Here is a 13,495-nt window from a genome sequence, read left to right as displayed (position 1 = left end):
GGATTTTGACGGAAACGTCAACTGTCTCTTCGCCCCGCAAAGGCCGTGAGGAATTCATCGATGCGCGACGCGGGGGCTGCGCAGAGTACCTTGTGGGTCACGTCGGCGCTGTTGTAGACGACCGGCCGGCCGTCGAGATCGACGAGGCCGCCGCCGGCACAAGCCAGAATGAGATCGGCTGCGGCGAGGTCCCAATCATGCGAATTGCTTTTGACGAAGGTGGCTTCGAGGCGACCGTCCGCCACCATGGCGATGCGATAGGCAAGCGAGGGAATGTGTTTCTGGCGGCTGACCCGGTCGCGAAATTCAACCGGAAAGGTCTTCAACAGGTCCTCGCCGATCGCGAGGCGGCTCGTGTCCTCCGGTCCCGCGGCAGAGACGGTGAAGGGCACGCCGTTCTTCAGCGCGACGCCGCCGTCGACGGCCTCATAGAGTTCTTCGAGCGCCGGGGCATAGAGCACGCCGGCGACCGGCCGGCCGCGATGAACGACCGCGACGCTGACGCACCAGACCTTCTGGCCGCCGAGAAAGGCGCGTGTGCCGTCGATCGGGTCGACGATGAACAGCGTGTCCTGCGAGAGGCGGCCGGCATCGTCGTCGGTTTCTTCGGACAGCCAGCCATAATCCGGCCGCGCCTTGCGCAGAATGGTCTCGAGCGTCTTGTTGGCGGCGAAATCGGCAGCACTGACAGGCGAGCGGTCGCCGTTTTTCCACCAGACCTCGGGCGATTGGTTGAAGAAGCCGAAAGCCACCGCACCCGCCTCTTTCGCGGCATCGGCGATCAGCGTCAGATCGCTCTGCCAGCGGTCCTTGTTGCTATCGCTCATCCCATCAATCCGTTTCTCAATTCAACCCCGAGAGCATGATATCGCCCGAAAACCACTCAAACTTTTCGGCATCATGTCTCTGCTTTATGCAATTGCGGACGCGCAGCTCAGTTTTGCGGGACTGCTCTTTGTTCTAACGCAATTCCGGACGCAAAACCGCTCACACACTTTTGCTGGAATTGCTCTAGCGCCCTGCAAGCGTCATGCCTTCGATGGCGAAGGTCGGGGCGGCGACGCCGAATTTGCGGTCGATGTCGTTTGCCGGCGTCAGGCGCATGAACATCTCCTTGAGGTTCGAGGCGATCGTCACCTCGGACACCGGGAAAGTCAGTTCGCCGTTTTCGATCCAGAAGCCGGTGGCGCCGCGACTATATTCACCGGTGATCATGTTGACGCCGTGGCCGATCAATTCGGTGACATAAAAACCATTGCCAACGCTGCGGATCAGCTCCTCCGGCGAGACGTCGCCGGGTTCCAGCGCAAGATTAGTCGAGGACGGCGAGACGGCGGTGCCGCCGCGCACGCCGCGGCCGTTGGTTTCCAGACCCAGCTCGCGGGCGGTCGAGGTGGAGAGGAACCAATGTTTCAAGACCCCGTCCTCGATCATCACAAGCCGCTCGCCCGATACGCCTTCGCCGTCGAAGGGCCGCGAGGCCGGGCCGCGCACGATCAATGGATCGTCTGATATCGACAGGCCCGATTTCAGCACCTGCTGCCCCATCCTGTCGCGCAGGAAGCTGGACTTACGGGCAACGGCAGCGCCATTGATCGCGCCGGCGATATGGCCGACGAAGCCGCGGGCGACGCGCGGGTCGAAAATGACGGTGACGTCCTTGCCGGTCGGCACCTGGCGCGGATTGATGCGTTTGATCACCCGTTCGCCGGCGCGGCGGCCGATTTCGGCGGGCTCGTCGAGCTCGGCATAATAGAGGCGGCTGTCGAAATCATAATCGCGCTCCATGCCGGTGCCTTCGCCTGCGATGACGCTGACGGAATGGCCGAAACGCGAAGCCATGTAGCTGCCCGCAAAACCGTGCGAGGTGGCAAGAACCAGGCCGCCCATGCCGGCCGAGGCGCCGGCGCCGGAAGAATTGGTGACACCTTTGACCGCAAGCGCCGCCGTCTCGGCGGCAAGAGCCGCCTCGCGCAGCATCTCGGAGGAGACCTCGGTGGTATCGAGCAGTTGCAGGTCGGGATAGGATTTCGAAAGGCTCGCCTCGTCCGCCAGGCAAGCGAAGGGATCTTCCGGTGAGACTTTGGCCATGGCGACGGCGCGTTCGGCAAGCGCCTTGAGATCGAAGCCCGGATTGGCCGAAACGCTGGCGACGCGCTTGCCGATGAAGACGCGCAGCGAAAAATCGTCGCTTTCGGAAGATTCCGTGCCCTCGACCTTGCCGAGACGGACGCTGACCGATTGCGAGCGCGACCGGACGACGACGGCGTCGGCAGCATCCGCCCCTGCCTTCCTCGCCAGATCGATCAATTGACTTGCGCGGGAAAGAAGTGTCGAGGAATCGATTTCAGAGGACATGATTTGGCCTTTCCTTCGGCTTCCATTTATTGTGCACTCTCCCAAGCATCAAGGCCGCCGCCACCGATTCTTTATCGGGGCTGGCTGCATGTTCTCCGCCGTCGAAAGAAATCGCCAGCATGTCCGCGCCCAATGCCCTTTTTTCCGAAACGATCCTGCTGCTCGGCGGAGCGGTTGTGGCCGCGCCGATCTTCAAGAAGCTCGGGCTCGGCACCGTGCTCGGCTATCTCGCTGCCGGCATCGTCATCGGCCCGGTCTTCCACGGCATCACCGATGGCGAGCAGATCCTCAACGTCGCCGAACTCGGCGTCGTCTTCCTGCTGTTCATCATCGGATTGGAGCTGAAACCCAGCCGCCTCTGGCAGATGCGGCGCGACATTTTCGGCCTCGGCACGGCGCAGGTGGTGGTGACCGGGCTGGCGTTGACGGCGCTCGCCTGGTTTTCGGAGGTTTTCGACTGGCGCGGCAGCATCGTCGCCGGATTTGGCCTGGCCCTGTCCTCGACCGCCTTCGCCATGCAGATCCTCGAGGGCGATGGCGACGTCAATACGCGATATGGGCAGCGCTCCTTCTCGATGCTCCTGTTCCAGGACCTGGCGATCGTGCCGCTTCTGGCGCTGATCACCATTCTCGACGGCGGCAGGGGCAGCAATGCGCCGCTGCTCGGTTTTGCGGTCGCCATCGGCGCCGTCGCGGCGATGATCCTGATGGGGCGTTACCTGCTGACGCCGCTCTTCCAGGTCATCGCCCGGACCGGCGCGCGCGAGGCGATGATCGCGGCAGCCCTCTTCGTCGTCATGGGATCGGCAAGCCTGATGCAGCTTGCCGGGCTTTCGATGGCGATGGGCGCCTTCCTGTCCGGCGTGATGCTGGCCGAATCCTCCTACCGGCACGAGCTGGAGGCAGATATCGAGCCCTTCCGCGGCGTCCTGCTCGCTATCTTCTTCATCGCCGTCGGCCTGTCGCTGGAGCTCGAGGTTCTTGCCGACAACGTGCTCTTCGTCATCGTCACCGTGCCGATCGTCATGGCGGTCAAGGCGGTGATCATTTATGGACTCTGCCGGATCTCAGGTTCTCCGCATGACGATGCGATCCGCATCGCCTTCCTGCTGCCGCAGGGCGGCGAATTCGGCTTCGTGCTGTTTACCACGGCGGGTACCGCGGGGCTGATGTCGACGAGCACCGCATCGCTGCTGGTGGCGATCGTCACGCTGTCCATGGCGCTGACGCCGATCGGGGCGGCCCTTTCGAAGCGGCTGCTGCGCGGCGACGCGCATGAGGAGCTGGACGAGGATTTCGAGGGCGCGGGCGCCGACGTGCTGATGGTCGGCTTCTCGCGTTTCGGCCAGATCGCCGCCCAGATCCTGCTTGCCGGCGGGCGCAGCGTCACCGTCATCGATTTTTCGGCGGACCGCATCCGCCAGGCCTCCTCCTTCGGTTTCCGCATCTATTTCGGCGATGGCGCCCGCAAGGACGTGCTGCGCTCGGCCGGCATCGACCGGGCAAAGATCGTGCTCGTCTGCACTCAGAAGAAGGAGATCACCGACAAGGTGGTGGAGCTGGTGCAGGCGGACTATCCGCACACGCGTCTCTACGTGCGCTCCTATGACCGCATCCATTCGATCGAACTGCGCAACAAGGGCGTCGATTACGAGCTGCGCGAAACGCTGGAATCGGGCCTGCTCTTCGGGCGGCGGACGCTGGAGGCGCTCGGCGTTTCCGAGGTCGACGCCTATGAGATCGGCGAGGATATCCGCAAGCGCGACGAGGCACGCCTGGTGCTGCAGGTGTCCGAAGGGCTGCAGGCCGGGCGCGACATGCTGTTTTCCCATCCCGTCCGCCCCGAACCGCTGGTCAAGCCGAAACGCGCCGCCGATCCCTTCGAGGACGACCCGTTGGCAGGCACCGCCGATGCGACGGCGGAGGCGTAAGTTAAGAGAACATCAGCGCTTCAGCCGCGCTTCGATCTCGCGGTCGAGGGCGAATTTCAACTCGTCCTTGACGCCGACCGACATGGCCAGCACGTCACGGGCCTTGAGGAAATCCATGACGCCGGTGCGCCCGACCGCCGGGCGCAGGAAGATGTGCGGCGGGCGCAGCTTCAGTTTCAGCGTGATCGCCGTCTGCATCATCAGCTGGCCGGAACCGAAGATGCTTTCCATGCGGTTTGGAATATGCGTGCCGTCACCCTCCGGCGCGCCGACGACATCGATGCCGACGACGATGTCGGCAAGATCCATCAGCGGTTCGTAGGGCACCGGATTGCTGATGCCGCCGTCGATCATCACCCGGCCGCGCAGGCGCACCGGCATGAAGACGGCTGGGATGGCGGAAGAGGCGGCGAGGGCCGGAAACAGCTCGCCCTCTTCGATGATGACTTCGCTTTGCCCGTAATAATCCGTGGTGATGACCTTCATCGGCACCAGCAGATCCTCGAAGCGGGCCGGCAGTTCGGAGGGCAGGAAGGCCTTGAGGATCCGCTCCAGATTGAACTGGCCGATGCGGATGCCCTTGGCCACCGCATCGCGCACCGTCGTCGGTCTCAGGCCCCAGATGCGGCTGACGACGGCCGTCTTGTTGCCGACGGTCGCCAGCGCATGTTCACGGATTTCGGCGCCGGACATGCCGGCAGCCATGCCGGCCCCCATGATCGCGCCCATCGACGAGCCGGATACCGCCACCGGCCGGATACCGAGTTCGTCGAGCGTCTCGATGACATGGATATGGGCAAGCCCGCGCGCGCCGCCGCCGCCGAAAGCGACAGCGACCGTTGGAAGATCGCTGATCGCAGGCAGTTTCGGGCTGATGATCTCTGCCTGCTGCACGCCCCGCCCCCGCTTATTGCGGCTGATACCGGAAGAAATGCACCCTCGTATCGCCAAAGATGCGGTTTTCGAGGAAGACATAGGAAGGATGCACGGAAACGACAATATCGCCGCGTTCTTCGAGCACCGCGATCGCGCCCGGCCGCAGCCAGCCGCCCATGGCGGCGGCAGCCATCGCCTTCTCGCCGAGGCCCTTGCCATAGGGCGGATCGGCAAACAGCACGTCGAAGGGCTCGAGATTGCCGACGCTGCCGAGATCGGTGGCATCCCGGCGCAGGATGCGCGTGCGGCCGTGCAGGCCGAGCGCATCGATATTCTCCCAGAGCAGCGCCCTGCCCTCGACGCTGTTTTCGACGAAGAGCGCATGGCGACAGCCGCGCGAGACGGCTTCGAGACCGACGGCGCCAGTGCCGGCAAAAAGGTCAAGGATCCGGGTGCCGTCGACGCAGTCCGGATAGGCATGGCTCAATATATTGAACAGGCTCTCGCGCGTCCGGTCGGCAGTCGGCCGGATCTCGTTGGATTTTGGCACGGCGAGAGGCCGTCCGCGAAACTCACCGCCGACGATCCGCACCGCGCGTCATTCCCTTTCCTTTTCCACCACCTCTGGACGGCCCGCCCGCGGGCCTGTCGCCGCCCGGCCGGTCACCGCCCGGCCTGCTGCCACTCGACTTGGCGCCTTTCGGCTTGCCGGAAAAATTCTTGGCCCCACCGGGCTTGCCGGCAAAACCTTTACCGCGGGGCTTATCACCCGAAGGCTTGTCGCCGAACGACCTTTCGCCGCGCGGACGTTCGGAACGGCCCTCGCCGGCAAAGCTCCTGGCTGCGCGCGGCCGTTCGTCGCCATCCTCGCGCGGCCTGCGATCACCACGCGGCTTGTCACCGAACGGCCGATCGCCGCGTGAAGGACGATCGCCGAAAGGCCGGTCGCCGCGCGGGCGCTCCGAGCGGGCCTCACCGGTGGCGGCTCTGGCGGCACGGGGACGCTCGTCACCATCGCCACGCGGCTTGCGGTCGCCGCGCGGCTTGTCGCCGAAGGGACGATCGCCGCGTGAGGGACGATCACCGAAAGGCCGGTCGCCGCGCGGACGCTCCGAACGGCCTTCGCCGGCAGAGCTTCTGGCACGCGGACGTTCATCCCCGCCTTCGCGGGGACGGCGTTCGCCGCGCGCCGGGCGGTCGCCAAAACCGCGGTCTTCGCGGGCCGGACGATCCCCGAACGAGCGCTTGCGGCCGCGGCCCTCGCCCTCATCCTTGCGGTGAGGCTCCTCGCTCGAGCGGATCCATTCGCCGTCCTCCTCGCGCACACGGTTGATCTGCGTGCGCGGGCGATCCTCGATATGGTGGAAACCGGCGCTCTTTGCCGGCGCCTGCTCGCCGCGCCGGCGCGCGGTCTGCTCATTCTTGGCGGCTTTCGCCGCAGCCTTTTCGCCGAGCGGCCGGGCACCCGGCGCCATCCAGACATTGGCGCTGCGGCGCTGGCCGAGCGGCTGGGGACGTTTCGGCTTGTCGTCGTCGAAGCGGCCGCCATCGCGGCGGTCGTCATCCTTGCGCCCGCCACCGCGGCGATCGTCGCGCTTGGTGTCGAGGCGGCTCAGCGCCCGTTCGCGCTTGTCCTCGTCGCGGCGCGGACGCTGCTCGCGCTTTTCCGGGGCTGGGGCATCAGCCTCTTCCTCGGCGGCAACGGCCGGCGCATTATAGATCGGCGCGTCGAAATTCGCCTTGGCTTCCTCGATCAGGCGCGGGCCGAGCTGGTCGCGCAGCGTGCGGCCGCGCACCTCGATGACATGGCCTTCCGGCAGATCGCCGAGCTGGAACGGGCCATAGGAAATGCGGATCAGCCGATTGACGTCGAGGCCGAGGGCGCCGAGTACGTTCTTGATTTCGCGGTTCTTGCCCTCGCGAAGGCCCATGGTAATCCACACGTTGGAGCCTTGCGTGCGGTCGAGCGTCGCCTCGATCGAACCATAGAGCACGCCGTCGACAGCGATGCCGTCTTTCAGCTTGTCGAGCGCTTCCTGATCGATCTCGCCGTGGGCGCGGACACGGTAGCGGCGCAGCCAGCCGGTCGCCGGCAACTCGAGTGCGCGGGCAAGACCGCCGTCATTGGTCAGCAGCAGCAGACCTTCGGTGTTGATATCGAGGCGGCCGATCGACATGACGCGCGGCAGTTCTTCCGGCAGGTTGTCGAAGACGGTCGAGCGGCCTTCCGGATCGGCATTGGTGGTCACCAGGCCCGCCGGCTTGTGATAAAGCCACAGCCTGGTGCGCTCGATGCCGCGGATCGGCACGCCGTCGACCTCGATGCGATCGGCCAGCGTGACGTTGACGACCGGCGTGTCGAGAGCCCTGCCGTTCAGCGTCACACGGCCTTCCATGATCATGCGTTCGATGTCGCGGCGGGAGGCGACGCCGGCGCGCGCCATCACCTTGGAAATGCGTTCTGCCTTCGCGTCGCCGTCGGTCTCGGCGGCGATCGCAGTCTTTGCCGGCTTGCCGCCGCCCTGCTTGCCGCCGGTCTTCGGCTCGGTGTCCCGTGAAAACGGCTTTGCGCCCGGGCGTTTTGGCTTGTCTTTGGGTGTCATTTGTTGTTTGCCTGCCTTTTGGGCCTGTCTATCAGGTCACGCATCTGCGGTTAAGTGGAAATTCGTGCGATCGTGAAGACAAATCGTTTCATGGAGATGGCGCTCGAAGAGGCGCGGGCTGCCGGAGAACGCGGCGAGGTGCCGATCGGCGCCGTCGTCGTCATCGACGATATTGCCGTTTCGCGCTCGGGAAACCGCACGCGCGAACTCAATGACGTGACCGCACACGCCGAAATCGCCGCAATCCGGCTGGCCTGCGAAGCGCTCGGACAGGAGCGCCTGGCCGGCGCCGATCTCTACGTGACGCTCGAGCCTTGCACCATGTGCGCGGCAGCCATCTCGTTTGCGCGCATCCGCAGGCTCTATTACGGCGCCGAGGACCCGAAGGGCGGTGGTGTCGACAACGGCGTGCGGTTCTATGCGCAGCCGACCTGTCACCACGCCCCGGAGGTCTATTCTGGTTTCAACGAGGTGCAATCGGCGGAGATTTTGCGGAGATTCTTTTCGCAAAAGAGAGAGGCGCCGTAGCCTCAGGTGCGCCATCATCTTGGGCTGTCGGGCCAATGGCTGCCCCTCACCCTAACCCTTGCCGGGGTCGAGCCACGGGTCTCGACCCGTCCTGCGGACCCCCGTAAACGGGGCGAGGGGACATGCCCTGCGAAAGGTTGGTGGGGAATGGAGAGGCTGCGGCTTGCCCCCTTCGCCCCGCGAGCGGGGAGAAGGTGCCGGCAGGCGGATGAGGGGCTTGCCCTCCCCGATCCCTGAAGCGACGCCTAAACGCCGGGAAAAGCTGCTACTGCAGCAGATTCCACCACTGATTGCCGCTGTTGGCGATCGCAGCGTCCTTCTTGCGCTTCTTCTGCTTCTTGAGTTCGGGCTCGCCGACATCATCGAGCTTGGCCGGATCGTCGACCGTGCGGTAGCCGGGCGGCGGATCGGATATGTAGCGGCGCTGATCGACATAGGAGCCCTTCTGCAGGGCGCGGGCTTCACGATAGGCCTTGGTCTGGGCTTCCGTCGTGCGGCGGCCGCCTTCGATGGCGGAGCTGGCGAGCGGCGAGCGGTAATTCGGATTGTCGGAGTTCGCATCAGCCTCGGAAACCAGGCGGGCGCGGGTTTCCTCCGGCGATTCGATCCACTGCGGATTGTCCTTGTTGGCGACCGTCTGCTGCGGCGCAACGAGGGTTTCCTTCTGCCCGGCGGCCGGCAGCACCAGCGTCGGGCGCGGCGTGTATTTGACGCCCTTGTTCTTCGGGTCCGGCCCGGTCAACGACACGGACTGACCGAGGTCGTCGGTCAATTGCTCCATGGCTGTTTTGTCGGTGCCGTAGGTCGGGCTGCTGGCGCAACTGGACACCAGGGAGCATCCCGCCATGACGACAGACAGGCAGGCGCCCATACGGAACCAATGCGTTGCGAACATGAAAACCCTTCCAGCCACCGGTGCAATCGTTGCCCAACCGGACAACCGTCCCCCTGACGCAAAAATCCGGCCATTTTCAGGCAGCTTTTACCGGATGAACCGCGAAAACGCAATTCACCCGGCAAATATCTTCAAGCGCCGATGCCGAGTTCGCGCAATGCGGCAGCGTCACGCGCCGAAACATCGGGATAGTCCGGATCGGAACCGACATCTCGGGTGATGCGCCAGGAGCGGGCGCATTTCTCACCCTCTGCAAGCTTCGGCACGACGCTGACCTCGGGCACCTCGGCAAGGCGGAAAGCATCCGCCGGGCCAGGGCCCACCTTGATCTCGATCGCCGAGGTGATGCAGACTTCGGTGAAGTCCTGACCTTCCAGCGCCTTCATCAGCTCCGCATCGGCGATGTGAACGACGGGAGCCGCCTCCAGCGAGGAGCCGATGCGCTTATCCTTGCGCTCGATTTCCAGGGCGCCTGTCACAACCGAGCGGACGGCGCGGATCTTCTTCCACTTCTCGGCCAGGGTATCGTTGCGCCATGCCTTTTCAACCGGGGTAAACTGCTCCAGGTGCACGGAAACGGCGGCGGGGTTGCGCGACAGCCAGGCTTCCTCGGTGGTGAAGGGCAGCATCGGGGCAAGCCAGGTCACCATGCAGTCGAAGATCTGGCGGATGACGTGCAGGCTGGCGCGCCGGCGCAGGCTCGACGGCGCGTCGCAATAGAGCGCATCCTTGCGGACATCGAAATAGAAGGCCGAAAGCTCGACATTGGCGAAATCGATCAGCGCACGGGCGATCTTCTTGAAATCGAAGGCATCGTAATTCTCGCGCACCAGCTCGTCGAGTTCGGCAAGCCGGTGCAGCATCAGTTGCTCCAGCTCCGGAAGATCGGCAAAGGCGATCTCCTCGCCCTTGTCGTGGGCAAGCGTGCCGAGCATCCAGCGGATGGTGTTGCGCAGCTTGCGATAGGCGTCGACATTGGTCTGGATGATCGTCTTGCCGACACGCAGGTCGTCGGCATAATCCGAGGTCATCACCCAGAGGCGCAGGATGTCGGCGCCGGCATCCTTCATCACTTCCTGAGGTGCCGTGACGTTGCCCTTCGACTTCGACATCTTCTCGCCCTTCTCGTCCATGGTGAAGCCATGGGTGAGGACGGCGTTGTAAGGCGCGCGGCCGCGCGTGGCCGCCGATTCCAGGAGCGAGGAATGGAACCAGCCGCGATGCTGGTCGGAACCCTCGAGATAAAGATCGGCCGGCCACTTCAGGTCCGGGCGGTCCTCGAGCGTGAAGGTATGCGTCGAGCCGGAATCGAACCACACGTCGAGGATATCCATGACCTGCTTCCAGCGGGAATGGTCATGGTCGTTGCCGAGGAAACGCTCCTTGGCGCCTTCGGCAAACCAGGCGTCGGCGCCCTCCTGTTCGAAGGCTTCGAGGATGCGGGCATTGACGGCTTCGTCGACCAGGACCTCGCCCTCATCGTCGGCAAAGACGGCGATCGGCACGCCCCATGCTCGTTGACGGGAAAGAACCCAGTCCGGGCGGCCCTCGATCATGGCGCGCAAGCGGTTCTGGCCGGCGGCGGGCACGAAACGGGTGTCATCGATCGCCCCCAGCGCGCGCGAACGCAGCGTCGTGCCGTCGGCAAGGGTCTTGTCCATATAGACGAACCATTGCGGCGTGTTGCGGAAGATCACCGGCTTCTTCGAGCGCCAGGAATGCGGGTACTGATGCTTCAGCCGGCCGCGGGCAAAGAGCGCGCCGCGGGCGATCAGTTCCTTGATGACGCGGTCGTTGGCATCGCCCTTCTTGCCGTTGTCGTCGATGACGCGGGCGCCCTCGAAGCCGGGAGCGTCCGATGTGTAGAAGCCGCCGTCATCGACCGGGAACGGGATCTTGGTGTCGATGCCGCGCGCCTCCAGCGTGCGGACGGCCGACATCCAGGCGTCGAAGTCTTCGCGGCCGTGACTGGGCGCCGTGTGCACGAAGCCGGTGCCGGCATCGTCGGTGACGTGATCGCCATCGAGCAGCGGTACAGCGAATTCATAGCCGCCATCGAGACCCTTGAAGGGATGGGCGCAGACCATCGCCGCGAAGTCCGCCTTAGAGACATCGCTCAAACGCTTATACTGCAGCTTGGCCTTGGCGAAGGATTCCTCGGCCAGCTTATCGGCAAAGATCAGCCTTTCGCCGGGACGCGGACCGAAATCATTCTCGGCCGCCGTCACCTCATAGAGGCCGTAGGAGACACGTGCGGAAAAGGAGATCGCGCGGTTGCCGGGGATCGTCCAAGGCGTCGTCGTCCAGATCACCACGAAGGCATCCTTCAGCGCGGACGGACCTCCGACGACCGGGAATTTCACCCAGATCGTATCGCTCTCGTAATCCTGGTACTCGACCTCGGCCTCGGCCAGCGCCGTGCGCTCGACCACCGACCACATGATCGGCTTGGAGCCGCGATAAAGCTGGCCGCTGGCGGCGATCTTGAGGAGTTCGCCGGCGATACGCGATTCCGCGTGGAAGTTCATCGTCGTGTAGGGATTGTCGAAGTCGCCCTCGATGCCGAGACGCTTGAATTCTTCCGCCTGGGTCTTGATCCAGCCGGTGGCGAATTCACGGCATTCCCTGCGGAACTCGTTGACCGGAACCTCGTCCTTGTTCTTGCCCTTCTCGCGGTACTTCTCCTCGATCTTCCATTCGATCGGCAGGCCGTGGCAATCCCAGCCGGGCACGTAATTGGCGTCGTAGCCGCGCATCTGGAACGAGCGGTTGATGACGTCCTTGAGGATCTTGTTCAGCGCGTGGCCGATATGGATGTTGCCGTTGGCATAGGGCGGGCCGTCGTGCAGCACGAACTTTTCGCGGCCGGCGGCCGAGGCGCGCAGTTTCTTGTAGAGGCCCATCTCCTGCCAGCGCTTGACCAGCTCCGGCTCCTTCTGCGGCAGGCCGGCGCGCATCGGGAAATCGGTCTCGGGCAAATAGAGGGTCTTCGAATAGTCGATCTTTTCGGCTGTGTCGGTCATATCGGGACAATCGTTTCTGGCGGCCCAGGAAGGGGCGCAACGGCGTGAAAAAGCTGGTGACGGAAGCGCTCATATCCAAGCGCCAAAAACCCGGACCTCCCGGCCGCTTAGCGCGCGCGGAAGGCCGGGCCGATAATTCGCATCGTCATCGCCAGCCGAAATTTCGTCATAGCGCCGGTTCATAGGCGTTTTTGCCCGGAAAAGGAAGAGCAGAATTCGTGGGACCGCAATCGGCACCGATGGCTGGAATTGCCGGCCTCACGGCTGCAGCCAGACTCACAACTTCAGGAAAAACAAAGCTTACGGTCGAGTTCGCCGAGCGGCGTCACACCCGATAGCAGCGCCCTCGCCTCCTCCTCGTCGCGCTTGATCTGGGCGACAAGCGGATCGAGGCCGTCGAATTTCAGCTCGGGTCTGATATAGCCGAAGAAGGAGACGGCGCAGCGCTGACCGTAGAGATCGCCGCTGAAGTCGAAGAGATAGGTTTCGAGCAGCGGCGCGCCGTTTGCCGTCACCGTCGGGCGGCGGCCGTAGCTGGCGACGCCATCGTGCAGCGTGCCGTCCTGGCGGCGGAAGCGGACGGCGTAGATGCCGGCGGCAAGATCGACCTCCGGCGGCAGGCGCATATTGGCCGTGGGGAAACCGAGCTGCCGGCCGAGCTTTTCGCCGTCGATCACCTCGGCCTCCACAGTATAGCGGTAGCCCAGCATGCCCGCGACTTCGCTGACGCTGCCCTCCTTCAAAAGCGCGCGGATATGGCTCGACGAGACGACATCGGCGTTTTCGTCGCGGAAGGCGTCGATCAGGGTGACGCCGAAGCCGTAGGTCTGGCCGGCATTCATCAGGAAGGCCGGACCGCCCTCGCGGCCGCGGCCGAAATGGAAATCGAAGCCGGTGACGACTTCCGAGGCGCCGAGCCAATCCTTGAGGATCGAATGGATGAAATCATCGGCCGAGCGCTGCGAGAACTCGTGATCGAAGGGATATTCGATGACGGCGTTGAAACCGAGCGTTTCCAGGATGCGGGCCTTGAGCGGTGCGGGCGTCAGCCGGAAGACCGGCGTCTCGGGCCGGAAGACCGTGCGCGGATGCGGCTCGAAGGTCAGCACCAGCGCAGGGATGCCGCGCGCCTTGGAGATTTCGAGCGCGCGGCTGAGCACCGACTGGTGGCCCCGATGCACGCCGTCGAAATTGCCGATGGCGATGACGCCGCCCTTGAGATGGGCGGGTAGAGGTTCCCGGGTTTCATTGCGATGGAAGACGGTCATCGGCTGGCTTCTC

10 protein-coding genes are annotated in these 13,495 nt (G+C 64.4%); 2 read left to right on the top strand and 8 right to left on the bottom strand.

Annotated features, from left to right (window positions below):
* Positions 1 to 17: 17 nt before the first annotated feature.
* Positions 18 to 827: a 3'(2'),5'-bisphosphate nucleotidase CysQ gene (locus RHEC894_RS04235; RefSeq protein WP_085736382.1), complete on the bottom strand. Its 810-nt coding sequence runs from the start codon at positions 825 to 827 to the stop codon at positions 18 to 20.
* A 184-nt stretch (positions 828 to 1,011) separates the two neighbouring features.
* Positions 1,012 to 2,358 carry a TldD/PmbA family protein gene (locus RHEC894_RS04230; RefSeq protein ID WP_085736381.1) on the bottom strand — a complete coding sequence of 449 codons (1,347 nt, stop codon included), beginning with the start codon at positions 2,356 to 2,358 and terminating at the stop codon, positions 1,012 to 1,014.
* Between the two features lie 119 nt (positions 2,359 to 2,477).
* Between RHEC894_RS04230 and RHEC894_RS04225 the strand changes: the two genes are divergently transcribed.
* Positions 2,478 to 4,289 (top strand): monovalent cation:proton antiporter-2 (CPA2) family protein, encoded by a 1,812-nt coding sequence (locus tag RHEC894_RS04225; RefSeq protein WP_085736380.1) that lies wholly within the window; start codon positions 2,478 to 2,480, stop codon positions 4,287 to 4,289.
* A 12-nt stretch (positions 4,290 to 4,301) separates the two neighbouring features.
* On the opposite strand, the gene RHEC894_RS04220 is transcribed toward RHEC894_RS04225, so the two are convergent.
* The 3 genes from RHEC894_RS04220 to RHEC894_RS04210 are packed head-to-tail and all read right to left on the bottom strand — an operon-like array spanning position 4,302 to position 7,768.
* Positions 4,302 to 5,183, bottom strand: a complete 882-nt coding sequence (locus tag RHEC894_RS04220; protein ID WP_010069358.1) for a patatin-like phospholipase family protein — start codon at positions 5,181 to 5,183, stop codon at positions 4,302 to 4,304.
* Positions 5,184 to 5,196: 13 nt separating this feature from the next.
* Complete coding sequence (rsmD, locus tag RHEC894_RS04215; protein WP_010069357.1) at positions 5,197 to 5,757, bottom strand: 16S rRNA (guanine(966)-N(2))-methyltransferase RsmD; 561 nt, start codon at positions 5,755 to 5,757, stop codon at positions 5,197 to 5,199.
* Positions 5,738 to 7,768 carry a pseudouridine synthase gene (locus RHEC894_RS04210; RefSeq protein WP_085736379.1) on the bottom strand — a complete coding sequence of 677 codons (2,031 nt, stop codon included), beginning with the start codon at positions 7,766 to 7,768 and terminating at the stop codon, positions 5,738 to 5,740. The genes rsmD and RHEC894_RS04210 overlap by 20 nt, the downstream gene beginning before the upstream one ends.
* A gap of 90 nt (positions 7,769 to 7,858) precedes the next feature.
* Between RHEC894_RS04210 and RHEC894_RS04205 the strand changes: the two genes are divergently transcribed.
* Entirely contained in the window at positions 7,859 to 8,296 is a 438-nt protein-coding gene (locus RHEC894_RS04205; RefSeq protein WP_010068858.1) for a nucleoside deaminase, read from the top strand.
* Positions 8,297 to 8,561: 265 nt separating this feature from the next.
* Here the strand turns inward: RHEC894_RS04205 and RHEC894_RS04200 are convergent, their stop codons facing one another.
* The 3 genes from RHEC894_RS04200 to RHEC894_RS04190 all read right to left on the bottom strand — a co-directional run bounded on the left by RHEC894_RS04200 (position 8,562) and on the right by RHEC894_RS04190 (position 13,482).
* Complete coding sequence (locus tag RHEC894_RS04200) at positions 8,562 to 9,191, bottom strand: hypothetical protein (RefSeq protein WP_010068859.1); 630 nt, start codon at positions 9,189 to 9,191, stop codon at positions 8,562 to 8,564.
* A gap of 131 nt (positions 9,192 to 9,322) precedes the next feature.
* The gene (gene ileS / locus RHEC894_RS04195; protein WP_085736378.1) at positions 9,323 to 12,214 is read right to left on the bottom strand and encodes an isoleucine--tRNA ligase; all 2,892 of its coding nucleotides are present in this window, start codon (positions 12,212 to 12,214) and stop codon (positions 9,323 to 9,325) included.
* Between the two features lie 284 nt (positions 12,215 to 12,498).
* Positions 12,499 to 13,482 carry a bifunctional riboflavin kinase/FAD synthetase gene (locus tag RHEC894_RS04190; RefSeq protein WP_010068878.1) on the bottom strand — a complete coding sequence of 328 codons (984 nt, stop codon included), beginning with the start codon at positions 13,480 to 13,482 and terminating at the stop codon, positions 12,499 to 12,501.
* Positions 13,483 to 13,495 lie beyond the last annotated feature (13 nt).

The organism is Rhizobium sp. CIAT894 (assembly GCF_000172795.2).
Taxonomy (GTDB): domain Bacteria; phylum Pseudomonadota; class Alphaproteobacteria; order Rhizobiales; family Rhizobiaceae; genus Rhizobium.
Note: the sequence above shows the minus strand (reverse complement) of the source record. Positions and strands in the feature narration are given on the sequence as shown.

Coding starts and splice junctions, on each gene's coding strand:
- RHEC894_RS04235 (WP_085736382.1), bottom strand. CDS start 827: ATGAGCGATAGCAACAAGGACCGCTGGCAGAGCGATCTGACGCTGATC.
- RHEC894_RS04230 (WP_085736381.1), bottom strand. CDS start 2,358: ATGTCCTCTGAAATCGATTCCTCGACACTTCTTTCCCGCGCAAGTCAA.
- RHEC894_RS04225 (WP_085736380.1), top strand. CDS start 2,478: ATGTCCGCGCCCAATGCCCTTTTTTCCGAAACGATCCTGCTGCTCGGC.
- RHEC894_RS04210 (WP_085736379.1), bottom strand. CDS start 7,768: ATGACACCCAAAGACAAGCCAAAACGCCCGGGCGCAAAGCCGTTTTCA.
- RHEC894_RS04205 (WP_010068858.1), top strand. CDS start 7,859: ATGGAGATGGCGCTCGAAGAGGCGCGGGCTGCCGGAGAACGCGGCGAG.
- RHEC894_RS04200 (WP_010068859.1), bottom strand. CDS start 9,191: ATGTTCGCAACGCATTGGTTCCGTATGGGCGCCTGCCTGTCTGTCGTC.
- ileS (WP_085736378.1), bottom strand. CDS start 12,214: ATGACCGACACAGCCGAAAAGATCGACTATTCGAAGACCCTCTATTTG.
- RHEC894_RS04190 (WP_010068878.1), bottom strand. CDS start 13,482: ATGACCGTCTTCCATCGCAATGAAACCCGGGAACCTCTACCCGCCCAT.